Consider the following 24,563-nt stretch of genomic DNA (forward strand, 5'->3'; position numbering starts at 1 on the left):
CGCACTGAGCTTGTCGAAGTGCTGCTCTTCTTCTTGCGGCGCCGGAAAGAAGGACAGGGCTTCGACAAGCTCAGCCCGAACGGCCAGCCGTACGTTCCCCCTTCGCCACCGCATCGATCCGCTTCAGCGTATCCAGCAACCCCGGCATCCATTCGATCGGCAGCATCACCGGCCCGTCGGACGGCGCGTTGTCGGGATCGTCGTGCGCCTCCGCGAACACGCCTGCGACCCCCACCGCGACCGCCGCGCGCGCAAGCACCGGCCCGAACCGTCGGTCCCCGCCGGACGAGGCGCCCTGCCCGCCGGGTGACTGGGTGGAGTGCGTCGCGTCGAACACGACCGGATATCCGGTGTCCGCCATGATCGGCAAACCCCGGAAATCGCTGACCAATGCGTTGTAGCCGAACGTCGTCCCGCGATCGGTCAGGATGACGCGCTCGTTGCCGGTCGATGCGATCTTGGCGGCGACCGCTGCCATGTCCCACGGTGCCAGGAACTGCCCCTTCTTCACGTTGATCGCCGCTCCCGTCGCGCCTGCCGCCAGCAACAGGTCGGTCTGTCGGCACAGGAACGCGGGGATCTGGAGGATGTCGACCGCCTGCGCCGCCACCGCCGCCTGCTCCGCGCTGTGAATATCGGTCAGGACCGGGCATCCGAGCGTGCCTCGAATATCCGACAGGACCCGCAACCCCTCGTCGATCCCTACCCCGCGCCGTCCGCCCAGCGACGTCCGGTTCGCCTTGTCGTACGAGGCCTTGAACACGAACGGCACGCCTGCCTCCCGCGCGATCGCGGCGAGGCGCTCCGCCATCATCAGGGCGTGGTCGCGCGATTCGATCTGGCACGGTCCGCTGATGAGCACGAACGGACGGTCAGCAGCGAAGGTGACGTCACCGACGGTCACGCTCTTGGAATCGATCATTCGGGAGCCTTCGCGAAACGGCGGACCAGTTGCCCGCGCCACAGCCATCGCCCGGGATGATAGTTCCAGAAGAACCAGCCGAGCAGCGTGCAGGCCAGCCAGGACGGGATCGCCATAGGATCGCCCTCGCCGCGCATGTGCCGATAGAAGTCGCGATCCGCGCGCCACCTATCACGCTCGCCGCCGCCGCCGTTGATGCCATAGGCGTTGTCGTGCAGCCGGCATCCGCGGTTGCGGTTGTACTTCGTCGGATCGAGGAAGTGGCAATAGTCGCGGGCGGGCTGGGGCATCGCGATTCCCTAGCCGACGAACCCGATTGTTGACAACGCGCGTTGCCTCGCCCGCCGCCAGCGCCTACCCGTTGCCGCATGGCGGGGTTCAAGCGCAGGATGTTCTATGTCGGCGGGTTCGATCCCCGCGGCGTGCGGCACTATCACCAGATGATGCGCGACGAGGTCGCGCGCTATGCGGACAAGACGGGCGACGCGATCGCGGTGACGCGGCGGCGCAGCGTCTCGCCGATCCGCGCGGACTGGATGATCGACAACGCCAGCAACGGCACGACGACCGAGTTCAGCTTCCTGCGCTGGGAAGACATCGTCCAGCGCGCCTGGATCAAGAGTCCGGTGACGCTCGCGAAGCGCGCCGCCCGCGCATACAGCCACTATCTCAAGTTTCTCGACATCGCCGCGATCAAGACGCTCGCGACAGGGCCTCTCATCACGCTGTTCTATCCGCCGATCCTCGCGATCCTGATCCCGCTCTTGATCGCGCTGGCGGTGTTCGGGCTGACTGCGATCCTGCTGCCGTGGTGGGGGGCCTTGATCTCAGGCATCGTCGTCGCCGCGATCGCCGCGCGCCCGCTGCTGGTGAAGATCCATGCGCCGTGGCTGCTGCGCTTCTTCGTATTCAATTCCGAACTCAGCGAAGGCGTCGGCCGCGAGGAGATCGAAGCGCGGCTCGACCTGTTCGCGGCCGAGATCGCCGCCGCGCTCGACGGCGATCATGACGAGGTGTTGCTCGTCACCCATTCGAACGGCTCGATCCTTGCGATCCCGCTGATGGTGAAGCTGCTCGCACTGCGCGGCGGGGTCCTGCCCGAAAAATTCGCGCTGGTGACGCTCGGCCACTGCATCCCGCTGTTCGGCAAGCGCCGCGACGCGACGTGGTTCCACGACCAGCTCCGCGACGTCGCACGCCACGATTTCCGCTGGATAGACATCGGCTCGCCCCCCGACGGCGCGGCGTTTTTCGGCGTCAACCCGATGCTGCTCGTCGGTGAGGAAAGCCGTCCGCGGATCGAGCTGCTCTCTCCGCGCTTCCACCTGTTCTACGACCCCGCGACGTATCACAAGGGCTATGCCAACAAGTACGAGATCCACTTCGATTACCTGCGCGTGGGCGACCGGGTCTCCCCGATCGACTATCCCAGCCTGATCGCGGGTGACCGCCCGATCGAGGCATCGGTCGCCGCGTTCAAGGCGATCTGATGCTCGATCTGCCGCGCGAGGAAGGCCACCTCGTCCCCCCCTATCCCGATCCGTATCCGAAAAAATCTTCGCTGCTCTTTCGCTTCCTGCGCGGCTGGCATTCGTGGATCCATGTGCTCTTCGACAAGAGCTACACGATGAAGATGGGCGAGATAAAGACGCCCGGGCTCCACATGTATATCGCCAACGAGCTCAGCCTCGTGAAGACGATCATGGACGGCGCCAAGACCTACCCCAAGCACGCGATGATGGTCCGCACGCTGGAACCCGCGATCGGCCACTCGACGTTCAACGCGAACGGCGACGACTGGCAGACGCAGCGCGCAATGATAAACCCGGTGTTCCAGCACACTGCGCTGGGCCGCACCTTCGCGATGATGCGCGAGGCCGCCGACGATCTCGTCGCGCGGATCGCGGGCATGGACACGACGAGGCCGATCGACGTCGATCCGCTGACCACGCATGTCGCCGCGGACATCATCTTCCGTACGATCTTCTCCGTCCCGCTCAGCGAGGACGGCAGCGCGGTGATCCACCGCACCTTCAACCGGTTCCAGCGCTACGCCCATTCCGCCTCGATGCTGCGGCTCTACCGCCTCCCCGGGCTGGGCTACGAGGCGCGTGCGCGCACCGCGGGCAAGGCGATCCACGCGGTGTTCGAGCCGCTGGTGCGCGACCGCTACGATCGCTGGCACGGCGCGGGCGAGACGCTCCACGACGACATCCTCCAGGGCTTCCTCGAGGCGAAGCACCCCGAAACGGGTGAGCCCTTCACCTTCCAAGGCGTGATGGAGCAGGTCGCACTGATCTTCCTCGCCGGCCACGAGACGTCGGCGAGCCTGATGAGCTGGGCGCTGTTCTGCGTCGCCGCCGACGCGGATACGCAACGCGACTTGCTCGCCGAGATCGCCGAACAGGCGGGCGATGCGCCGTTCACCCCCGACGCGCTGAAGAAGATGACGCTCGACCGCAACATCGTCCGCGAGACGCTGCGGCTCTACCCGCCGGTCAGCTTCCTGCCCCGCGAGACGCTGTGCCCCACGCAGATGCGCGACAAGCACCTGCCCCAGGGTGCGATGCTCGTCGTGTCGCCATGGCTGATCCAGCGCAACAAGGACAATTGGGTGTGCCCCCACGCCTTCGATCCCGACCGGTTCGAGGACCCTGCCAACCGCGCGATGATTCGCGACGCGTGGCTGCCGTTCGGCCAAGGCCCGCGCATCTGCGTCGGCGCGGGCTTCGCGACACAGGAAGCGATGGTGGTGATCGCCAGCGTCGTCCGCGCCTTCGCGCTTGCCCCCGTCGAGGGCGACATTCCCGAACCGATCAGCCGACTGACACTGCGTCCCAAGGACGGGCTCCGGTTGTGGGTAAAGCCGCGATAATCAGTACCGCTTATACCGAGCTTGTCGAAGCACTGTCTTTCTTCTCTGCCGCCTCGAAGACAAGACAGCCCGCTTCTGCGAAGCTCAGGACAGGCTTCGACAGGCTCGGGGCCAACGGATCGAGGTTCGGTCGGCGCGTTAATCCTCGCGCTGCACCGTCAGGTCGACGTCCATGATCTCGCGCCCTTCGCCCAGCCGCGATCCCGCGACCGGCGCCGCCCCGGCGGAATCAAGGCCCACCGCGACCCGGACATGATTCTCCTCCGGGCATAGCGCAAAGCTCGGATCGAACCCGATCCAACCGATCCCCTCGACCCATGCGTCCGCCCAGCCATGCGCGGTCGGCCGATGCTCGTCCGCGAACAGCCCGCCGCAATAACCGCTGACATAGCGCGCGGGCGATCCCAGCGCCCGCGCCGCCGCCACGAACACATGCGCCAGATCGCGCGGCGTCGCGCTCTCCAGCGCGAACGCCTCCGCCGCCGTACGCCCCGCCACCGGCACGCCGCGGTCGACGCGGAAGCGCGTGTTCAGCACATCGTTCAGCCGATGGAGCCGGTCGAGCGCACTCCCCGGCCCGCCGACCTTGCGCGCGAACGTCGCGATCGCCTCGTCGGCCTCGGTCAGCGACGTTGTCCGCAGGAACAGCGCGGGCGGCAGCGGCTCGTGCGTGCCGTGGAGCACGCCGTCCGAATGGCTGGTCAACACCTCGCCGGACACCGCGATCTCGATCGAATCGATCGGGCCCTCGACATACAGCATCGTCGTGCAGTTGCCGAAGCCGTCGCGATGCCGGCGCATGTTTGCGTCGCAATCGACGTCGACGCGCCATGACGCTACCGTCTGGTCGTGCGTATTCTCCGGCGTCACCCGGAGCATCTGGACGAGGCGTGCCTGCGGGGCGGTGAAACGGTAGGTCGTGCGATGCTCTACGACCAGCCGCATCAGACGAACTTGAACTGCCGGCCGATCGCGGCGTGAAGCCGGTCGTTCTCGGCGATGTAGCTTTGCAGATGCTGGTGCAGCCCCTGCGCGATGACTTCGCCCGAACGGGTCCGGCTGGTCCGCGCATGCCGCTGCCGCGCCATCCGGTCCGCCTCGCCGTGATGTCCGGTGCGCTTGGCCAGCAGGTTCAGCACGTCGACCGCCTCTTCCGACGACGCCGCCAGGCTGCGCGGCAATTCCGCACGCGCCATCAGCAGGTCGATCACGTTGGCGGGCTGCAACCCTTCGGAATAGAGCCAGCGATACGCAGTCACTGCGGACACTGTCGCCAGGATCGTCGTCCACTGGTCGCGATCGACCACACCGCCGACGGTCTCGCCCTCTGGCAGCAGGATATGGTATTTCACGTCGATCAGCCGCGCGGTGTTGTCGGCCCGCTCGATCGCCTGTCCCAACCGGATGAACCATGTCGTCTGGTTGCGTAGCATCCGGTGCACCGCACCCTCGAAACCGCGAGTCTCGGTCTTGACCGAATCGACAAGGCTCAACGTCGCCATCGTGTTGCCCGGACTGGATCGATTGTCGAAGATCAGCCACGCGCGATTGATCGCGGTCCATGCCTCGCGGGTCAGCGCCGTACGAACCGCCTTGGCGTTCATCCGCGCCATGTCCAGGCACCGGACGATCGATCCGGGGTGCGACCCGTCGAGCGTCAGGAAGCGCGCGACCTCCTGCTGCGTCACTCCCGCACCGGACGCGGCATAGGCCTCTTCCGATTCGGTCACCGACAGCGCGGACTGCCACGCGGCCTCCCCGGCCGGCCGGGACGACAGCACGTCGAGCCGCACGGTCGCCTCGACCAGCCGTGCGATGAAGTCCGCGCGCTCGACATAGCGGCCGAGCCAGTAGAGCGAGGAGGCGGTGCGCGACAGCATCAGCCCGGCACCCGCTGCGACTGCGTCATCCCGCCGAGCGTCTGCGATTGCGCGCCCGATCCCTGCATCTGCGACATGCCTCCGTCGAGCAGCACGAAACTGTCCTTCGTCCCGCCGCCCTGCGACGAATTCACCACCAGCGATCCCTCGCGCAACGCGACGCGCGTCAACCCGCCGGGCACGACTTGCACCCCCTTCGATCCGGTCAGCACGAACGGCCGGAAATCGACATGCCGTGGCGCCAGCCCGCTGTCCGCCAGCGTCGGCACGGTCGACAGCGCCAATGTCGGCTGCGCGATATAGCGTTGTGGCTCGGCGATCAGCGCGGCGCGGAAGTCCTCGATCTCCTGCCGCGAGGCGGTCGGACCGACCAGCATCCCATAGCCGCCCGATCCGTCGACCAGCTTCACGACGAGTTTCTCGAGGTTGTCGAGCGTGTATTGCAGCGCTTGGGGCTCGCGACATCGGTACGTCTCGACGTTGGGCAGCTTCGCCTCGCCGCCCGAATAGAATTTCACGATCTCGGGCATGTAGCTGTAGATCGCCTTGTCGTCGGCGATGCCGTTCCCGGGCGCGTTGAGGATCGCGACATTGCCCGCGGCATAGGCCGCGATCAGCCCCGGCACGCCCAGCATCGAATCCGCGCGGAACACCAGCGGATCGAGATAATCGTCGTCCACCCGGCGATAGATCACGTCGACCTTCACCCGCCCCGCGATCGTCCGCATCCAGACGATATCGTCATCGACGACCAGATCCGCCGCCTCGACCAGCTCGACCCCCATCGAATCGGCCAGGAAGCTGTGCTCGTAATAGGCGGAGTTGAAGTGCCCCGGCGTCAGCACGACGCAGATCGGGCTCTGCCCCGAATTATGCGGGGCGACCGACTGCATCGTTTGCAGCAGCCGATCAGGATAGCTGTCGACCGCCGCCACGCGGAACTCGCGGAACAGCTCCGGGCACAGCCGCACCATCGCCTCGCGGTTCTCGAGCATGTAGCTGACGCCCGACGGCGTCCGCGCATTGTCCTCGAGCACGAAGAACTCGTCGGGGCCGGTGCGCACCAGATCGATCCCGCAGATATGCGCCCACACGTCATGCGGGGGGCGGATGCCCGCGATCTCGGGCCGGAACTGCGCATTGCCCAGGATCAGGTCGGGCGGCAGCACGCCTTCAGCGAGGATCCGGCGCTCGCCATAGATGTCGTTCAGGAAGGCGTTGATCGCTTGTACGCGCTGTACGAGCCCCTCGGACAGCCGCGCCCATTCATCCGCAAGAAAGACGCGGGGCACGATGTCGAACGGAATGATCCGCTCGCTCGCATCGCTATCGCCATAGACGGCAAAGGTGATGCCGAGTTGCCGGAACGTCGTCTCGGCCGACTGTTGCCGACGACGAAGCTCCCCGTCGGGGGTTTCCTCCAGCCAGCGCCCGAGCGCCGCGAGTTCGGGACGCGTGGCATCCGCCTCGCCTCCAGCGCCCCTGATTTCGTCGAACGCCGGCATATTCCCCATCTAAGCGTTAAAGCCCCCCAAACATTGACGGTTCCATGCTGCAACGCTTTGTTGCGTTGCACAAGGGGCGCGTGACGGGTTCGCGCAATCGGATCAGTGCAATTCGGTCAACGTCGCCTTGGTCAGCACCTGTGGCAGCACCTGCGGTCTGGCAGCGCCCTTGGGATACCACAGGTACAGCGGTACGCCCGCGCGGTTGTGCGCCTCGATGAACCGGCCCAGCGTGCGATCGCCATCGGTCCAGTCGCCCAGCAGCACCGCGGCGTTCTTCGCCTTGAACGCGGCGGCGACCGCTTCGGTCTCGATCGCGGCCTTTTCGTTGACCTTGCACGTCAGGCACCAGTCGGCGGTGAAATAGGCAAACACCGGCCGCCCCTCCGCACGCAGCTCCGCGAGACGCTTCTCGGAGAACGGCTCGGTCCCGGCGACCTGCGCAGGTGCCGCGGTCGCGGGCCGGACCATCACGACCGCGACGCACGCCAGCACGATCGCGGCCAGCGCGGGCCACCACGCCCGCCCCTTGCCCGCCAGCTGCCGCCGCCCGGTCCACCACAGCCCCGCCGCCGCGACCAGCGCCGCGAACAGCCCCACCGTCATCCCGTCGACCCCGGCCTGCCGCCCGAGCACCCACGCCAGCGCCAGCGCGGTCAGGAACATCGGCAGCGACAGGATGCGGCGCAGTGTCGCCATCCACATCCCCGGTTTCGGCAACCGCCGCCGCAGCGCGGGCACGAATCCCAGCAGCAGGAACGGCAGCGCGATCCCCAGTCCCAGTCCCGCGAACACCAGCAGCGCCGCGACCGTCGGCAGAACGAGCGCCGCACCCAGTGCCGCCCCCATGAACGGCCCCGTGCACGGCGTCGCGACGAACGCCGCCAGCGCGCCGGTCGCGAACGCACCCGTCGTTCCCGTCGACCCCGCGAACTGCGGAGTCGGCAGTTCGAACAGTCCCGCGAGGTTCAGCGCGATCCCGGTGACGAGCACCAGCAGCACGCCGACGACGCGCGGATCCTGCAACTGGAACGCCCACCCTGCACTGCTCCCCGCCGCGCGCAACGCCAGCAACAGCCCGCCGAGCGCCAGGCACACCAGCACGACCCCCGCGGTATACGCCAGCGCCTCCGCCCGCGCCGCACGTTCGCTCCCGCCGCTCTTGGCGAGGCTCAGCGCCTTCAGGCTCAGGATCGGAAACACGCACGGCATGATGTTCAGGATCAGTCCGCCCAGCACCGCGCCTGCGAACGCCAGCAGCGCGGGCCACCAGCCCGCGCTCGCGCCGCCGGTGGCGGCATCCCGCGCGCTAGGCACCGTCCCCGGCGTCGCACGCACGCCGATGCCGCGACCGTCGCCGGTCGCCAGCACGCCCTCGATCGCCTCGGGCTTGCCGGTCGCCTTCGTCTCGACGATCAGGTCGTTGCCCGCGCGCGTGACGATCTGCGGCGCGGCGTTGTCGATCGCGCCGGTGGTCAGCGGGAAGAAATGTGCGTCCGCCGCCTCGCCCGCCGGGATCGCGATCCGTATCCGTTCGCCAGCCAGCGCGAACCGCGCCGCGACCGGCGCGGACGGCAACGTCGCGCGCCACGCGGCGAACCTCGCCTTCGCCTCGGGCGACACAGCACCGTCGCCGATCGTCAGCGTCGTCGTCACTTGCGCGGTCTCGGGCACGCACAGCGTATCGGTACAGACCAGGTAATCCGCCTTCAGCGCGATCGGCAGCATCGTCCCCGCCGCCAGCCCCGCTGGAATCGTCACTGTCGTCAGCCGCGCATAGGGCTTCTCGTACACATGATTCATCAATCCGGCGATCAGCAGCCGCTGCGGCACCGGATAGGCGATCGCGCCGGTCGCCACGCCCTTCGGCAGCGTCCAGATGAATTTATCGGCGAACCCCGCATCGCCCGGGTTGATCCAGTAGCCGTGCCACTTCGCCTCGGGTGTCGCCGCGATCGCCAGCGCGATCGTCGAGCCCGCGCGTGGCGTCGCGGTTTCGGGCACCAGCGCCAGCGCCACATGTTGCGTGCCGGGCGCTAGCGAGTCGGCCGACGCCGCGGGCACCAGCGACATCGCCGCCAGCACCGTCATCACCCAGTAAAATACCACCCGCATCGCCGACCTTGCCTGCCTCATCGCGCCGTCCCATAGCTGGCGCGCAACCGATATGCACGAAGGACGTCCATGAAGCGCCTGCTCGCCGCCACCGCAGCCCTCGCCGCCGCGCCGCTCATGGCCCAGACAACGCCCGCGCCGGTCGCAGCGCCCGCCCCGGCCGTCCTCGCCACGCCGCCCAAGCTGGTCGTCGCGATCTCGGTCGACCAGTTCTCCGCGGACCTGTTCGCGCAATATCGCAATCATTTCACCGGCGGGATGGCGCGACTGCTGACCGGCGCGGTCTTCCCGTCCGGCTATCAAAGCCACGCCGCGACCGAGACCTGCCCCGGCCACTCGACGATCCTGACGGGGATGCGCCCCGCGCATACCGGAATCGTCGCCAACACCTGGCTCGACCAGCGCGTCGGTCGTCCCGACAAGCTGGTCTATTGCGCGGAGGACGAGAGCGCGCCCGACAGCACGCACGACAAATACACCGCCTCCGACCTGCACCTGAAGGTCCCGACGCTGGGCGAGATGATGAAGGCCGCGAACCCCGCCACCCGCGTCGTCTCGGTCGCCGGCAAGGACCGCGCCGCGATCATGATGGGCGGGCACAGGACCGACGAGATCTGGTTCTGGGACGGCAAGACCTATGTCACGCTCGGCAACCGCCCGGTGCCGGGCGTCGTCGCGCGGACCCGCAAGGCGGTCACGGACCTGCTCGCGGCACCACAGGCCGCGATGCCGCTGCCGGGCTGGTGCAAGGGGCTCGACCGCCCGATCCAGATCGGTGAACAGGTGCTCGGCACCGGCCGGTTCGAACGCGCCGCGGGCGACGCCAAGGCGTTCCGCACGTCCCCCGCCGCCGACGCCGCGGTGCTTGCGATGGCCGCGGGCTTCGTCCAGGACATGAAGCTGGGCCAGGGCACCGCGCCGGACCTGATCGCGATCGGCCTGTCGGCCACCGACTATATCGGCCACGCGACCGGTACGCAGGGCACCGAGATGTGCATCCAGATGAACGAGCTCGACCGCTCGCTCGCCGGCTTCTTCGACGTGCTCGACGCGACCGGCGTCGATTACGAGGTGGTGTTGACCGCGGACCACGGCGCGCACGACATGACCGAGCGCCAGCAGCAGCGCGCGATGCCGATGGAGGCGCATGTCGACCCGACGGTACAGGCCAGGGCGGTCGGCGCGGCGATCGGCACGGCGCTGGGAATCGCGGGGCCGGTGCTGCTCGGGCCGGAGAGCGACGTCTACATCGCCGACACGGTGCCGGCGGCGAAGCGCAAGGCAGTGCTCGCCGAGGCGCAGAAACGCTATGCCGCGATGCCGCAGGTCGCCGCCGCGCTGACCCGCGACCAGATCATGGCGACCCCGTTCGCGACGACCCCGCCCGAAAGCTGGACGCTGCTGGAGCGCGCCCGCGCCTCGTTCGACCCCGAGCGATCAGGCGACCTGCTGGTCCTGCTCAAGCCGCGCATCACGACGATTGCCAAGCCCGGCATCGGTTATGTCGAGACGCACGGCAGCCCGTGGGATTACGACCGGCGCGTCCCGGTCCTGTTCTGGCGCAAGGGCATGACCGGGTTCGAACAGCCGCTGTCGATCGAGACGGTCGACATCGTGCCGACGCTGGCGGCGACGCTAAAGCTGCCGGTCAAGGGGCTCGACGGGCGATGCCTCGATCTGGATCTGGGCGCGGGCGACACCTGCGGGTGAGTCGGTCAAGGCGTTAGATCTCAACCACCCCCGTCACCCGGACTCGATCCGGGGTCCCGCTTCTTGCCGGGCGGGCAGGCCAAGGTTGGCGGACCCCGGATCAGGTCCCGGGGTGACCGGCAAGCGTCCCTACTTACCGCGCCTCGAACGCCTTGATCCCCTTGCCCAGCGTGTTCGCGCCGATCGCCAGCCGCTCGCCCGAATAATCCGCGACGAACGCCGGGGTTTCGCGTTGCCCCGGTGCGAGCGAAGCGGTGTTGCCCTCAATCCGGAGCCCGGCGGAGCGATACGTCTTCGCCTCCGCGCCCACGACGATCAGCGCGCCGCCATTCTCCTTGCCGTTGCCCTGGACGAAGGTGTTGCGGGTCACGGTGCCGGTCGCGCCTTCGGGCAGGTCGATCATGTAGTTCGTCTTGCGGCCCGCGGTGTCGTCAAAGCTGTTGTCCGCGATCTCGACAGTGGGCGCGCGCACCTTGACGTAATGGCCGCCCGTTCCGCGCTCGAATCGCGAGTTCGTGACGGTGACCACGCCCTTGTTGGCGACGTAGATCGCGTGCGAGCAGTTCGGCGCCTCGTCGCACTGGCCGAGCCCGGCGAAGGTCGAGCGATCGACCGCGATCCGCTGGCCGCTCGGCTCGCCGCCGATGATGCCTTCCTGGCTGTCGAGGAACATCGAGCGCGTCACGCTCAGGTCGCCCATCTCGGTGCGGATGCCCGCCCCGTTGCCGTCGGCGACGCGGTAGCCACGGAACACCAGCCCGTCGACGATCGACCCGCGCCCGCGCAGCACCAGCGCGGCCTTGTCCTCGCACACCGCGCGTTCGAAGATCGCGCTGCCCGGCGTCGCCGCGCGATAGGTGATGCGCCCGCCCGCCTGCACCGCGCATTCGCGGTAGGTGCCCGGCGCGATCGCGATCGTCGCGTCGCCGTCGCGCACCGCGTCGACCGCCTCCTGGAGGTGGCGATAGCCGCGGCCCGTCTCAACGACGGTGAACGGGGCGGGCGCGGTCGCGGCGGGCAGCGTAGCGACGAGCGCGACGAGGGGGATCAGGCGGTGCATGCCGCCATCTGCCGCTCGCGCGAGGCGTGCGTCGACCCGCAAAGGGGGTTAACCGCGGGTTTCGCACCGTACAGACGTTGACGCGCACGCCGACCGTCCCGCCGCGGGACACCGGCAAGCCGACCCGTTTCGCCTTGCAACCCACACCCCTTCTCGCCCAAGGTTCGGGCCGAACCCGATCTTCGAATCGTGGCGTGCGAACCAGCGGAGTGGATACGATGCAGAGCTACCTGAAACACTATATCGACGGCGCCTGGGTCGAGAGCGAGGGCGGCACGCGCCACGAGGTGATCGACCCGTCGACCGAGCAGCCCTGCACCGAGATCACGCTGGGATCGAAGGCGGATGCCGACAAGGCGGTCGCGGCGGCGCGGCGCGCGTTCGAGACATGGTCGCAGACCAGCCTCGACGAGCGCAAGGCGCTGCTCGCGCGCATCATCGAGGAGTACAAGACGCGCATCCCGGATCTCGCCAAGGCGATGAGCGTGGAGATGGGCGCACCGATGGCGCTGGCCTCGGCCGCGCAGGCGCCCACCGGGCTCGCGCATTTCGCCGCGACGCTGAAAGCGCTCGACGCGTTCGTGTTCGAGGAGACGGTGGGCCGCGCCAAGGTCGTCCACGAACCGCTGGGCGTCGTCGCGATGATTACGCCGTGGAACTGGCCGCTGAACCAGATCTGCGCGAAGGTCGCGCCCGCGCTGGCAGCGGGCGACACGATGGTGCTGAAACCCAGCGAGGAAGCGCCGGGCTGCGCGGTGATCCTGGCCGAGATCCTCGACAAGGCGGGGGTGCCTGCAGGCGTCTTCAACCTCGTCAACGGCGACGGGCCCGGGGTCGGCGCGACGTTGAGTGCGCACCGCGACGTCGACATGGTCAGCTTCACCGGATCGACCCGCGCGGGGATCGCGATCGCGCAGGCCGCCGCGGCGACGGTCAAGCGCGTCCATCAGGAACTGGGCGGCAAGGCGGCGAACCTGGTGCTGGAGGGCGCGGACCTGAAGGCGGTGCTGCCGCCGACGGTGGCGGGCGTGCTCGCGAATTCGGGGCAAAGCTGCATCGCGCCGACGCGGCTGCTGGTCCATGAGAGCCAGGTCGCGGAGGCGACCGCGATCGTGAAGTCGATGATGGAGCAGACGACGGTCGGCGATCCCGCCGAGGTCGGCCAACATATCGGCCCCGTGGTCAACAAGGCGCAGTACGAGAAGATCCAGGCGCTGATCCAGTCCGCGATCGACGAGGGCGCGACGCTCGTCACCGGCGGGGTCGGGCGGCCGGACGGGCGCAATGCGGGCTTCTACATCCAGCCGACGCTGTTCGCCGACGTGACCCCCGACATGCGGATCGCACAGGAGGAGACGTTCGGGCCGGTCGCGACGATCACCACCTACACCGACCAGGCAGACGCAGTGCGGATCGCCAACGACACACCCTACGGCCTGTCCGCGACGATCTCGGGCGATCCGGCGAAGGCGGCGGAAGTCGCGCCGAAGCTGCGCGCCGGGCTCGTCACGATCAATTCGTGGAGCCCGGACATCGCCGCCCCCTTCGGCGGCTACAAGCAATCGGGCAACGGGCGCGAGAACGGGAAATACGGGCTGACCGATTTCATGGAAGTGAAGACGGTGGTCGGCGCGCCGGGCTGAACCCGGGGGTGATTCGGGATGGGGCTCGCGGCGTCGCGGGCCCCTTTTTCGTGCGCGGAAGGTCGCGAAGGCCGCGCCATTTCCGCGTGCGCGATGCGCGGAAGTTGTCAAAGGTGCCGCTACGCCGGGTTGGCAATTCGATCGCACGTGATCGCCCCTGTCGATCAATGAGGAAGGGGTGCCTGTTCTGGCCATCATCATTGAGGACTACACCGGCCGGTATGATGTAGGACAGTTGCGGTATCAACGGACGGCCGCTGGACCAACCATCGACCCGACGACCAAGCCCCTATAGCGGACGCGCGATCGGGACCGTTGAAACGCAGTCATTGGTTCCGCGTGATCGTTGCCTTTCCTCCATCTCCGCGTGACGATTTCGGGAAAGAGGATGTTGCAGACGGCCCGGAGCGCAACGAGCGTCACGACCTTCCCGCTCTGGATCGTTTTTGGGAAAGCTGGATCGGCGTAGGTCGGGCCTTAGATGGTCGGCGGTCATCGCACCGTCGACTCGATCCATTCTGGCAAAGGCAGCAGCGCCGCGGGTCCGGCCGTGGCCTTCCGCACCGGCACCGCGCGGGACGTCCGGGAGCGCCTGCCGTTGCTCCGGTATCGGAACGAGCGATGGCGCTTCGGCGGGGGCCAGGCGAACGAAAAGACAGCGAGCAAAGGGCTTTCCCCCTCAATAATCCCGCGACACCCGCACGTTGGCGCTCTGCCGCCCCAGCGTCGAGATGCTCGACAGCAGCGACAGCCAGCGCGTGACCTGAAACTCGACCTGGGTCGCGCTGTAGCCCTGGCCGTCGGTGACGATCTCCGCATAGAAGCGCCGCGTGATGTACTTGCCGGCGGCGACCGAGGTGCCCTGCCCGGTCTGCGGATCGGCGGGCAGGATGCGCAGGCGATCGAGCCCGGCGGCGCGGCGGACCGCGTTGATCGGGTTGAGCCCGCCCTTGCCGCCCTGGAGCGCGGCGACCGCGGCGGCGAGCTGGAGCGCTTCGGGCGCGGACAGGTTGGTGATCGAGGTGCCGAACAGCAGCCGCGAGAGCAGCTCGTCCTGCGGCAGCGCGGGGACGCTGGTGAACGCGATCTCCGGCTTGAGCGCGACGCCGGTCACGCGGATCGTCGCGTTCAGCCCGGTGACGTTGGCGTTCGCCTCGATATCCAGCGCGGGGTTGGCGGGCACCTCGCCGCCGAAGCGGATCACGCCGCGCGCGAGATCGAACTGGCGGCCCGCGAACTCGTAGTCGCCGCGGATCAGCGTCGCGCGGCCGGTGATGGCGGGGTTGTCGGGCGCGCCGCCGATCCGGAGATCGCTCGACCATTCGCTGCGCAGGCCGAGGCCGGACACCATCAGCTGCCCGGGCGCGCGGGCGCGAATGTCGAGCTTCCACGGGGTGGCGGGCGCATCGTCCTCGACGCCGCCGTCGGGGACGTTGATCTCGCGCAGGTTGAGCTGGGGCACCGCGGAGGCGGCGGTCGCCTGGCCGAGGCGATAGCGGCTGCGGTCCAGCACGACGTCGCCCGCGATCGTCCCGCCCGCGCCGTCGGAGCGGATCGTGAGGGGGCCGGTGACGGTCGCGGCGATGTCGTCGCGGTTGATGAGCGCGGCGTTGGCGGCTTGGAGCGACAGGTCGATTCCGAACCCGCGCACCGCGGCGAAATCGAACCGGCCGATGCCCGTGACCCGCCCGCCCTTGCCGGCGTCCGCGCCGAACCGGTCGATCACCAGCCGCGAGCCGCCGAACCGCCCGGTCGCCTGCACGTTCGTCAGCACGGTGCCCGACGTCGCGCTCTCGATCCGCGCGCCATTGGCCTGGACGACGCCGCGGATGGTGGGATCGTTGACCCGTCCGCCGACGTCCGCGCCGATCGCGACCGGCCCCGACAGGTCGAACAGCTCGACCCCGGTGAGCCGCCACAACGTGTCCGCCGGGCCGGAATAGCGCAGCTGCCCGAACACCGGCGCGGTCGACAGCCGCGTGACGAGATCGCCCGCGGGAAGCGGCGACAGCAGCGCCTGCGCGCGCCCGATCGTCTGCCCGCCCGAGGCCATCACCGCGCGTACCGCCGCCTTGTCCGCGGACAGCACGCCTGCGACGCCGACGTCGATCGGCCGCGAGCTGAGGACGAGGCCGGAGCGCGAGAGCCCGCGGATCGTGAGGTCGACGCGCCCGGTCGGCGCGCTGCCCGACGTCGTCTGGAACGCGACCGTGCCCGAGGTGCTGCCCGCGAGGCCGAGACCGGGATAAGCGATATCGAGCACCGCGAGCGGCATCCGTGCCAGCGTCGCATCGATCGTGGTGGCCGCGCTGGAATAGCGCGCGCCGATCCGGGCGCTTCCGCCCGCGAAGGTGAGCGTCGTCGGCGCTAGCCGCCAGCCATCACCGTCGCGCGTGACGAAGGCGGGGGTTTCGAGCCGGATCGGGCGGCGATCGACGCTTCCCTGCGCGACGATGCGGTAGCTGTCGGGGGTCACCTGCGTGACGGTCTGGATGTCGAACGCGCGGCCGCGTGCGCCGGAGATCGAGGCGCGGATCTCGCCCACGCCGCCGCGCAGCTTCGCATTGCCCGCGAACCGCGCGAGCATAAGCCCGCCGCGCTTGAGCCCGGCACCGGTCGCGGTCGCGTCGATCGACGTGCCCGCGGGATCGAGCAGCGCGACGAGATCGAGGCGGCCGCGCCGCAGCGTCGCGCCGGCCAGCGCCGCGTCGCGTGCGTCGATATGCGCCTCGATCCGCTGGACCTCGCCGACCGGGCGCAGCAGCAGTTCGCCGGCCAGGCCTCCGCCCGCGATCGCCAGCCGCCCCGCGAACCCGCCATCGACGATGTCGAGCGTGCCGGCCGCGCGGGTGCCCGACACGTCGAGGCGGTCGATGCGGACCTGCCCGGTGCCGCCATCGGGGAGCAGGATCGCACCCGCCGCGGAGAACGCGCCCAGCCGCGACCCGCCCGCGGCGGTGAATGCGAACCCCTGCGGCGTCGGATCGAGATGCGCGCGCACGTCGCTCAGCCCCATCGCGGCGTTGGGGGCGGCGAAGACGAGGTCGATCGTCGGCCTCTCGATATCGCCGTCGAGCCTGAGCGTCAGCGCGCCGTAATCCGCCTGCCGCCCCGCGCCCTCGAAATGGAAGGTGCCGTCGCGACGGCGGAAGCCGTTGCCCGCCAGCCGGATGTCGGGCGCAACGAGCACGAGGTTGCGGAAATAGAGGATGCCGTCCACGCCGCGCTCCAGCCCGGTCGCGATCCGCGGGAGGCCGCCCGCGAGGCTGCGGAAGAACGCGTTGTCTAGCCGCAGCACCTTCGCGCTGCCCTGCCCCACCACGCGCGTGCCCTTGCCGCCCGCGCCGGGGACGACGCGCAGCATCGTCCTGACGTCGACCACGCCGAGCCCCGGGATCAGATACCGCCCAAGCGCGCCGTTGACGCCGATGTCGTAGCGCCCGGTATCGAGATCGAGCGTGAGATTGACGCGCCCCGTAAGCTTGTCCGAGCGGACGCGCAGGTCGTCCCCGGTCAGCAGCGCAGGGGTGATGCGCAGCACGCCGTCGACCGACAGGTTGCGCAGGATGCCACCCGCGACGTCGCCGACGCCGGTGACGCGGTCCGCGGTGACGCGGATCGGCAGCAGCAGCGGTCCTCTCGACACGCGCCCGCGCCCGGCGATCCGCACGCGATCGAACCCGGTATCGTCGCCGGGACCATCGTCGGCGAACACCACCCGGTCGGCGGACAGGCGATAGTCGAACCGTGCGGTGGCGAACGCGCCGTCGAGGATCGCGCGGAGCTCGATGTTGCGCCCGCTCATGTCGGGGAACAGCGCGCCCGGGCGCAGGAGCCGCGCCTTGATGCGGACGTTGCGGTAGGCGCTGGTGGCGAGATCGATCGCGCCCGTCGTCTCGATCGCGAGCGCGGGCGAGCGGAGCGACAGCGTGCCGGCGACGCGGCGGTTCGCATAGGTCGCGGCGCCATTGACGAGAAGGCGCGGGGCGGTGAGCCGCTGGAGTTTGCCGCGCGCGATCGTGGACGGGACGAGCGTGCCCGCGAGGGTATACGCGCCCGATCGCGCCGCCAGCGCGAGATCGGCGACGCGCGCGCCGCCGACCTGTGCGCGTGCATGCCCGCGCCACTGCGCCCAGCGGCCGTCCCCCGAGACGTCGAGATCGATCGCTCGGCTCAGCCCGGTGAGCTTCGCGAGCACGCCGTTCGCGGCCCCGTGCGCGCGGACGCCCAGGTCGAAGCGGTCGCGATCGGGCTCGGCGTCGATCCGCATCGCCAGCCTGTCGGTGCCAGCGACGATCGCGGCGAGATCGACCAGCGCACGCCCCTTGCGGATGTCGGCATGCGCGGCGATGCGGCCGGTACGCGCGGTCCCGGTAACGGGCGATGCGACGATCAACCGGTCGACCGCAAGGCGACCGATGCGGATGTCGAAATCGGGGAGCAGCGGGCCCTGCGTCGCGGTCGGCGTCGTCTCGGGCAGTTTATGGAGCGTCGCCTGCGCCATGAGGAGCGCGGTGATGTCGAGCCGGTTGGCGAACCAGCGCATCGGCGACCAGTCGAGATCCGCGCGCGGGGTGGAGAAGACCAGCCCCTGCGGATCGTAGACGCGGACGTCGACCAGCACCGCCTTGCCGTAGAGCGAGCCGTCGATCCGCCCGATCGCGAAGCGCAGCCCGTTGGCGGTGCGGATCGCCGCGATCCGGTCCGCGACCCAGCGATGCCCGGGATCGGTATCGACGATCAGGATCGCCGCGCCGAAAATCGCCAGCAGCGCAATGACCCCCGCCGCGATCCACCGGGCGACGCGCGTCAAAACGCCTGTCCCAGCGAGACGTAGACGCCGATCCTCGGATCGTTCCGCTGAGGGTTGAGCGGCGTGCCGACATCGATGCGGATCGGGCCGAAGTTGGAGTAATAGCGCACGCCGACGCCCGCGCCGTACTGGAACTTGGTGAAGCCCGGCAGCGGCGAGGTGTAGATGTTGCCCGCATCGAAGAACGGCACGATGCCGAAACTGCCGAACGCGCGCACCCGCGCCTCCAGCGAGAATTCGGTAAGGCTGCGTCCCCCGATCGGATCGTTGTTCGCGTCGCGCGGGCCGATCGCCTGATAGCTGTAGCCGCGCACCGACGCGCCGCCGCCCGCGTAGAAGCGCCGCGACGGCGCGATCTGGTCTCGCGGCGCACCCGCGATCGTGCCGAGCCGGGTGCGCCCCGCGATCACCACGCGGTCGCTGACGGGATAATAGCCGCTGGCGTCGACCTGGATCCGCGCATAGCCGAACGCCGAGCCCTGCAACGACAGCTCCGGGCTCAGCCGCCCGCCGAGCCGGAACCCCCGCGTCGGGTTGAGCAGGTCGTCCGACCCGTCGTAGATCAGGTTCGACGGCAGCGCGGCGATCAGGAAGGTGCGCTCGCGCGGGGCCCCGGTCGACACGATCACGTCGCGCTCGTCGGATGCGAGCAGCTCGGCGCCGAGCGACCAGGTCCACGCCTTCTGGAAGAAGATGTTGGTCTGCCGCTCCAGCGTGCCGGACAGCGAGAAGGTCTTGGCCTGATAGGCGGTGCGGTTGAGGTTGGCCGCCGCCATCTGGAACGTCAGCACCCGATCGCGGCCACGGAAATTGTTGCGGCGGAAGACGATCGCGGCGAGCTGTTCCTGCGTGCCCGCGACGCCGCGCAGCGTCAGCGCCCCCTCCGGCGGCAGGAAGTTGCGGTGCGTCCAGCTGACCTCGGCGCGCGCGCCCTCGCCGGTGCCGTAGCCGAGCTCGCCCGCGATCGTGCGCGGCGGCGCGGGCGCGAGATTGACCGCGACGTCGACGGTGCCGGGGGTGGCGCCCTCGACCGGCTTGACGTCCGCGGTCGAGACGAGCCCGGTCTGGATCAGCGCGCGGCGCAGGTCGTCGAGCGCGGAGGCGTCATACTCCTGCCCGGGGACGAAGCGCGCGATTTCCTGCACATGGCGCGCGTCGAAAACATGGTTGTCCGGATTGGCGGTGATCCGGCCGAAGCGGCGCTGGCTGCCGGGATCGACCGCGACCGTCAGTGTCGCGGTGCGCGCGGCGCGGTCTACGACGATCTCGGGTTCGCCGACCTTGGCAAAGGGGAAGCCCTCCTCGCCGATCCGTGCGCGCAGTGCCGCTTCGCCCGCGACGATCGCATCGGCGTTGACCGCGTCCTCGGGCTTGATCGCGAACGCCTCGGTCAGCGGCGTCGCACGGTCCCCCGCCGCCGCGACGCCCGCCAGCGTGACGCTGCCGAAGCGGTAGAGCGCGCCGGGCTCCGCGGTGAGGACGACGACCGGGCGCTTCGCCGTACCGGTCTCGACCGCGGTCGAGACCTGCGCGTCGTAATAGCCCTCGCCGCGCAGCAGCGAGACGAGCAGGTCCGAATCCTCGCGGGCGCGCCGGTCGAGCTGCGCGGCGTTGGAGGGTTCGCCGTCATGCTGGTTCAGGACCGACAGGTCGTCGAAGCGCTGGCGGAGCAGCGGAGTCGCGACCGCATCGATGCCGTCGACGCGGTAGGTGTAGCGCGTCTCGGTCGCGACCTGGGGTATCGAGGCCGCGGTGGGCGCGTCGGGCGCGGTCGCAAGATCCGGCCAGGCCACGCCGATGCCCGGCAGCTCCGCCATCGGCGAGTTGGGGTCGAGCGTCGGCTGGGCCTGGTCGGGAGCGCTTTGGGCGCGGGCGAGCGGCGCTGTGGCGACGCCAGCGACGACGCCGACCACCGCGCCAAACCACACCCGCCTCGCCATCATCGCCAAGGGCTTAGCCGCGCCCCGCGCGAAGCGACAGTGGCAAATGCGCAGACCGGCGCTGCCGCGCCTCAGTGCACCGTGCCGATCGCCTCCTCGACCGACAGCAGCACGATCAGCCGCTCGACCTGGCGCCAGCGGCAGAAATGGATGTGGTTGCCCAGATCGCGGCTGCGGTCCGCGCGCGACGCCGCCTCGAACCCCGCATCGTCGCCATAGGTCGCGATCAGCGCATCGGCGTCGGCGATCGCGCCGCGATCGGCGAGATAGGGCATCTGGAGCATGCGGCGGTTTCCGGACCTGGAGAAAAAGACGTGATATCTCTTCCACATCGCGTGCCACGATCGGGTTTCGACCGATGCGTGCCGATGACGGTGGTAAACGCCCCCTCCGCCATGCCCGCCGGACCGTCCCGCGCGTCCCGGCGGGGGACACTGGCGTCCCGCGGCGGGACATGGCAGGGCTTCGGGCGATGACGCTTCCCCCTACCCGCCCGCCGTCCAAGTCGCCCGCAGCCGGCGGGTTCCTCCTCGCCCTGTCGCCGCTCGTGGGAGCGGGGATCGGGTTTGCGGTCGGGCAGGCGACGCCGGGCTTCCTGATCGGGATGGCGTCGGGCATCGGGATGGCGCTGGCGATCTGGGCGATCGACCGGCGACGGTAGCTTGCTAGCGCGGCGTGCGGATCAGGAGCTTCACGCGGCCGATCACCATCACGTCGGTGCGGACCTCGTCGGGCCATAGCGGGTTGTCGCTGACGACCCGGATGCCAGCAGGCGCGAGCGACAGGCGTTTCACCACCACCATGTCGTCGCGCCGCGCGACGTATATCGCGCCGTCGCGCGTGACGCGCCGGTCCGCCGAATCGACCAGCAGCCGGTCGCCGTCGAGGACCGTCGGCGCCATCGACTCGCCGCGCGCCGCGACGATCGAGGCGGCGCGCGGCGCCACCCCCGCCTCGCGGAGCAGCGCGGCGGACAGGTCCAGCGCGCCCAACCGCGCCTCGCGCCCGATCGCGGTGCCCGTGCCCGCAGAGGCGGACACATCGAGCCACGGCACCGCGACCGTCGCCGCCGGTGCGCGCGGCTCGCCCCCCAGCATCGCCTCGTCGACCCCGAAATGCGCGGCGAGGAAGCGACGGTCGCGTTCGTCGAGTGTCCGCGGCGATCCGCGGCGAAGATATTGCTGCAGATAGGCGGAGTTGCGCCCGAGCGCGACCGACAGCTGGGCAAGGCTCTGCCCGGCGTCGAGCGCCAGCGCTTCCAGGGTCCGTCGCGCCGCATCCATGACCGACCTCGTACGCGCAGGAAATTTCCTAGACAAGTTGGAAATATGAGAACAGATCGCGAACATTGAGTTGCGAACGGAGGGTAGCGTGGATGTCGCTGTTGATCGAAATCGAGAGGTATCTGCGCCGTACGGGGGAAGCGCCGACCACGTTCGGTCGCCGCGCCGTCAACGATCCGCGACTGATCGGCGACCTGCGTCGCGGGCGCGAACTGCGCGAGGCAACGCGACGGCGGGTCGAGGCACTGCTCTTCGAGCGGACGCGGTGAGGCGCGACGCGGGCGCGCTGCTCGAACGCGCGCTGGTGCGCGATGCCGCGGCCTGCGGCATCATGGCGGCGCTGGAGCCAGCGGGCTCGACGCCCTGGGCGAGCGCGACGTACGTGGGCGCGCGGCATGCATGGCGGATGCCGTGCGATACGGCGCATGCCGACTGGGCGCGGCGACTGCCCGGCGTCGACTTCACGCTGGCGGGGCATCTGGTCGCGGACATCAGCGTCGCGGCGGACGGCGACACGCTGGTGATCGCGGCGCTTACGGTTGAGGTGGCGTAGAGCAGAGCGACATTCAGCATGGTACGCTGTCCTGTTCGTCACCCCGGACCTGTTCCGGGGTCCACGTATCCGCAACCGATATACAGGTCCGGGGTGACGGGTTTGGCAGGTGTCGCCGGCAACAATAGCCGAAGATCGAGCGGCCCGACGTCAGACCGCAAGCCCGCGAAGCCGGCCGAGCATGTCCTCCATCCCGCGCGACGGCGGCTCGCGACGCTGCGCGCCGCGTTCCAGCCGCTCGATCAGCGAGGTGAGGCTGGGCGCGGGCGGTGTAGGGGGCGGGGGCGGCGTATCCTCGTCATTGCCCTTGCGGATGACGGGGGTCAGCTCGAACGTCTCGAACCGCTCGCCGGGATCGATCGTCTGCGGGCGGCGCGCCAGCGGCTCGACCGCGGGAACGGGCGCGAGCGGGACCTCGGGGATCGCGGATGCGTCGAACGCGGCGAGCGGCTGGTCGAGATCGGCCGGCACCTCGCGCTCGATGATCCGGTGCTCCGGGCCGGGCTCGGGCGCGATCCGGGGCAGCGGCACCGCGGCGTCGAGATCCTGGCTGGCGAGGATCGGGCGTCGCGCGGGTGCATCGGGATGCGCGTCCGCGCGGCGCAGGACGGGGACGCCGGGCTCCGCCGCCGCCGTTTCGCGCGGGCCGATCAGCAGGACGAGCAGCGCCCAGATCACCGCCCCGCCCGCCACCGCGCCGCCGGCCGCGAGCAGCATCCGTGCGGTATCGCCCAGCGGCGGGGTGGCGGCGTGCCAGACACGGGGCAAGCCGGTCGATTCGATCGCCATGCCCAGCGTCGTCGCAGGCAGCATCGCGACGAGCGCGCCGATGCCGACTCCCGCCACCGCGGAGACGAGGGTGAGGCCACGCAGACTCATGCGTGGGATACGGGGAAACGCAAACATCCAGGATCCCTTTCCGCGGCATGTACAAGCCGTTGATACACCGGGGCATAGCGAGAAACATTTGACGACCAGTTACGCTCTGCCTCGACGAACGCCCGCGCCCGCACCCGGCGAGCATCCCACATCGTGCGATCCGCGAACAGTCCGGCCAGCGCGGCGGCGATCGCGGGCGGCGAATCGGGGGTGAAGAGCGTGCCCGTCTCGCCGTCGCGGATCAGCTCGCGATGCCCGCCGACGTCCGACGCGGCGACCAGCCGGCGTTGCGCCATCGCCTCCAGCGGCTTGAGCGGCGTGACCAGATCGGTCAGCCGCATCGCCTTGCGGGGATAGGCGAGAATGTCGACGATGCCGTAATAGCGCTCGACCGCGTGATGCGGCACGCGGCCGACGAAGACGATATGCCCGGCCACCGGCGAGGCGGCGGCCTGCGCGCGCAGTGCCGCCTCCATCGGGCCGCCGCCGACCAGCAGCAGCTTCGCCTTCGGACGTGCGGCGACCAGCGCGGGCATCGCGGCGATCAGATCGTCGAGCCCTTCGTAATCGTAGAAGCTGCCGATGAACCCGACGACGTCCGCGTCCGCGACGCCGAGCGATTCGGCGAACGCGACGTCGCGCGGCGGGGCGTCGCCGAACAGGGTGAGGTCGACGCCGTTGGGCGACACCATGATCTTGGCCGGCGCGATGCCGCGTGCGACGAGGTCGCGCTTCAGCCCGTCGCAGATCACCGCGACCGCATCGGCGCGGCGCACCGCCCAGGTTTCGAGCGCGCGGGTGGCGCGGTAGCGGAGCGAGCCCTCGCGCCCGGTGCCGTTGCCGACCGCGGCATCCTCCCAGAACGCGCGGATCTCGTAGACCAGCGGCAGCCTGCGCGCACGCGCCACCCGGAGCGCGGCGAGCGCACCCAGCACCGGCGAGTGCGCGTGGAGGATATCGGGGCGGAATCGCGCCACCACCGCGTCGATCCGGCGCGCGAAGGCGTGGATCTCGGCGAGTTCGCCCAGCGGCGCTGGCAGCGCGCGCGGCGGCACGGTGCGGTGGAAGTCGATCCCGTCGACCGTCTCGAACGCGTTCTCCGTCGCGCCCTGCCGCGGCCCCGTCACCGCCGCGACCTGCCAGCCCAGCGCCATCTGCGCGGTGAGGATCGCGCGGGTGCGGAAGGTGTAGCCGCTGTGGAGCGGCAGCCCGTGATCGAGGATGTGGAGGATGCGCATCGTTGCCGCGCTGCTTGCCACGACAGGGCTTAACGCGGCGTCAACCGCGCGGGTGTAGCGCGGGGGGATGATGACTTCGCATGCGCCCTGCCCCCGATCCGTCGGCACTGAGCTTGTCGAAGCCTGTCCTGAGCGCCTGCCGCAGGC

At 69.7% G+C, this 24,563-nt stretch carries 20 protein-coding genes; 7 read left to right on the forward strand and 13 right to left on the reverse strand.

Features of this window, described 5'->3' with window-relative positions; translation table 11 throughout:
* Positions 1 to 70: 70 nt before the first annotated feature.
* Complete coding sequence (gene kdsA / locus ACV7NO_RS14190) at positions 71 to 922, reverse strand: 3-deoxy-8-phosphooctulonate synthase (protein WP_463406615.1); 852 nt, start codon at positions 920 to 922, stop codon at positions 71 to 73.
* Positions 919 to 1,212, reverse strand: a complete 294-nt coding sequence (locus ACV7NO_RS14195) for a hypothetical protein (RefSeq protein ID WP_463406616.1) — start codon at positions 1,210 to 1,212, stop codon at positions 919 to 921. The genes kdsA and ACV7NO_RS14195 overlap by 4 nt, the downstream gene beginning before the upstream one ends.
* Positions 1,213 to 1,290: 78 nt before the next feature.
* Here ACV7NO_RS14195 and ACV7NO_RS14200 point away from each other — a divergent pair, with 78 nt between their 5' ends.
* The gene (locus tag ACV7NO_RS14200; protein ID WP_463406617.1) at positions 1,291 to 2,412 is read left to right on the forward strand and encodes a hypothetical protein; all 1,122 of its coding nucleotides are present in this window, start codon (positions 1,291 to 1,293) and stop codon (positions 2,410 to 2,412) included.
* Entirely contained in the window at positions 2,412 to 3,797 is a 1,386-nt protein-coding gene (locus ACV7NO_RS14205; protein ID WP_463406618.1) for a cytochrome P450, read from the forward strand. Before ACV7NO_RS14200 ends, ACV7NO_RS14205 begins: the two co-directional genes overlap by 1 nt.
* A gap of 138 nt (positions 3,798 to 3,935) precedes the next feature.
* Here ACV7NO_RS14205 and ACV7NO_RS14210 read toward each other — a convergent pair whose 3' ends face one another.
* The 4 genes from ACV7NO_RS14210 to ACV7NO_RS14225 all read right to left on the reverse strand — a co-directional run bounded on the left by ACV7NO_RS14210 (position 3,936) and on the right by ACV7NO_RS14225 (position 9,318).
* Positions 3,936 to 4,742 carry a transglutaminase family protein gene (locus ACV7NO_RS14210; protein WP_463406619.1) on the reverse strand — a complete coding sequence of 269 codons (807 nt, stop codon included), beginning with the start codon at positions 4,740 to 4,742 and terminating at the stop codon, positions 3,936 to 3,938.
* The gene (locus ACV7NO_RS14215) at positions 4,742 to 5,677 is read right to left on the reverse strand and encodes an alpha-E domain-containing protein (protein WP_463406620.1); all 936 of its coding nucleotides are present in this window, start codon (positions 5,675 to 5,677) and stop codon (positions 4,742 to 4,744) included. Before ACV7NO_RS14215 ends, ACV7NO_RS14210 begins: the two co-directional genes overlap by 1 nt.
* Positions 5,677 to 7,191, reverse strand: a complete 1,515-nt coding sequence (locus tag ACV7NO_RS14220) for a circularly permuted type 2 ATP-grasp protein (protein WP_463406621.1) — start codon at positions 7,189 to 7,191, stop codon at positions 5,677 to 5,679. The genes ACV7NO_RS14215 and ACV7NO_RS14220 overlap by 1 nt, the downstream gene beginning before the upstream one ends.
* A gap of 93 nt (positions 7,192 to 7,284) precedes the next feature.
* A complete protein-coding gene (locus ACV7NO_RS14225; protein ID WP_463406622.1) occupies positions 7,285 to 9,318 on the reverse strand; it encodes a protein-disulfide reductase DsbD family protein in 2,034 nt (677 codons plus the stop codon).
* Positions 9,319 to 9,366: 48 nt separating this feature from the next.
* Between ACV7NO_RS14225 and ACV7NO_RS14230 the strand changes: the two genes are divergently transcribed.
* The gene (locus ACV7NO_RS14230; protein WP_463406623.1) at positions 9,367 to 11,007 is read left to right on the forward strand and encodes an alkaline phosphatase family protein; all 1,641 of its coding nucleotides are present in this window, start codon (positions 9,367 to 9,369) and stop codon (positions 11,005 to 11,007) included.
* 133 nt (positions 11,008 to 11,140) lie between these two features.
* Here the strand turns inward: ACV7NO_RS14230 and ACV7NO_RS14235 are convergent, their stop codons facing one another.
* Positions 11,141 to 12,067 (reverse strand): right-handed parallel beta-helix repeat-containing protein, encoded by a 927-nt coding sequence (locus ACV7NO_RS14235; RefSeq protein WP_463406624.1) that lies wholly within the window; start codon positions 12,065 to 12,067, stop codon positions 11,141 to 11,143.
* A 218-nt stretch (positions 12,068 to 12,285) separates the two neighbouring features.
* On the opposite strand from ACV7NO_RS14235, the gene ACV7NO_RS14240 reads away from it, so the two are divergent.
* Positions 12,286 to 13,710, forward strand: coding sequence for an aldehyde dehydrogenase family protein (locus ACV7NO_RS14240; protein WP_463406625.1), 1,425 nt, complete (start codon positions 12,286 to 12,288; stop codon positions 13,708 to 13,710).
* Positions 13,711 to 14,389: 679 nt separating this feature from the next.
* Here the strand turns inward: ACV7NO_RS14240 and ACV7NO_RS14245 are convergent.
* The 3 genes from ACV7NO_RS14245 to ACV7NO_RS14255 form a co-directional block, all read right to left on the reverse strand.
* Positions 14,390 to 18,523, reverse strand: a complete 4,134-nt coding sequence (locus tag ACV7NO_RS14245) for a translocation/assembly module TamB domain-containing protein (protein ID WP_463406626.1) — start codon at positions 18,521 to 18,523, stop codon at positions 14,390 to 14,392.
* A complete protein-coding gene (locus tag ACV7NO_RS14250; protein WP_463407360.1) occupies positions 18,520 to 20,466 on the reverse strand; it encodes an autotransporter assembly complex protein TamA in 1,947 nt (648 codons plus the stop codon). The genes ACV7NO_RS14245 and ACV7NO_RS14250 overlap by 4 nt, the downstream gene beginning before the upstream one ends.
* Before the next feature lie 68 nt (positions 20,467 to 20,534).
* Positions 20,535 to 20,738, reverse strand: a complete 204-nt coding sequence (locus tag ACV7NO_RS14255; RefSeq protein WP_463407361.1) for a hypothetical protein — start codon at positions 20,736 to 20,738, stop codon at positions 20,535 to 20,537.
* Between the two features lie 197 nt (positions 20,739 to 20,935).
* Between ACV7NO_RS14255 and ACV7NO_RS14260 the strand changes: the two genes are divergently transcribed.
* Complete coding sequence (locus ACV7NO_RS14260) at positions 20,936 to 21,124, forward strand: hypothetical protein (RefSeq protein WP_463406627.1); 189 nt, start codon at positions 20,936 to 20,938, stop codon at positions 21,122 to 21,124.
* Positions 21,125 to 21,128: 4 nt separating this feature from the next.
* On the opposite strand, the gene ACV7NO_RS14265 is transcribed toward ACV7NO_RS14260, so the two are convergent.
* Entirely contained in the window at positions 21,129 to 21,746 is a 618-nt protein-coding gene (locus tag ACV7NO_RS14265; protein WP_463406628.1) for a S24 family peptidase, read from the reverse strand.
* A 92-nt stretch (positions 21,747 to 21,838) separates the two neighbouring features.
* Here ACV7NO_RS14265 and ACV7NO_RS14270 point away from each other — a divergent pair, with 92 nt between their 5' ends.
* Together ACV7NO_RS14270 and ACV7NO_RS14275 are read left to right on the forward strand one after the other, a co-directional pair.
* On the forward strand, positions 21,839 to 22,015 hold the full coding sequence (locus ACV7NO_RS14270; protein WP_463406629.1) for a hypothetical protein: 177 nt from the start codon (positions 21,839 to 21,841) through the stop codon (positions 22,013 to 22,015).
* Positions 22,012 to 22,299: a hypothetical protein gene (locus tag ACV7NO_RS14275; protein ID WP_463406630.1), complete on the forward strand. Its 288-nt coding sequence runs from the start codon at positions 22,012 to 22,014 to the stop codon at positions 22,297 to 22,299. The genes ACV7NO_RS14270 and ACV7NO_RS14275 overlap by 4 nt, the downstream gene beginning before the upstream one ends.
* 150 nt (positions 22,300 to 22,449) lie before the next feature.
* On the opposite strand, the gene ACV7NO_RS14280 is transcribed toward ACV7NO_RS14275, so the two are convergent.
* Positions 22,450 to 23,178 (reverse strand): hypothetical protein, encoded by a 729-nt coding sequence (locus ACV7NO_RS14280; RefSeq protein WP_463406631.1) that lies wholly within the window; start codon positions 23,176 to 23,178, stop codon positions 22,450 to 22,452.
* Positions 23,175 to 24,416 (reverse strand): TIGR04063 family PEP-CTERM/XrtA system glycosyltransferase, encoded by a 1,242-nt coding sequence (locus ACV7NO_RS14285; protein WP_463407362.1) that lies wholly within the window; start codon positions 24,414 to 24,416, stop codon positions 23,175 to 23,177. Before ACV7NO_RS14285 ends, ACV7NO_RS14280 begins: the two co-directional genes overlap by 4 nt.
* Between the last annotated feature and the right edge of the window lie 147 nt (positions 24,417 to 24,563).

It is taken from the genome of Sphingomonas sp. Ell38C01 (assembly GCF_055231975.1).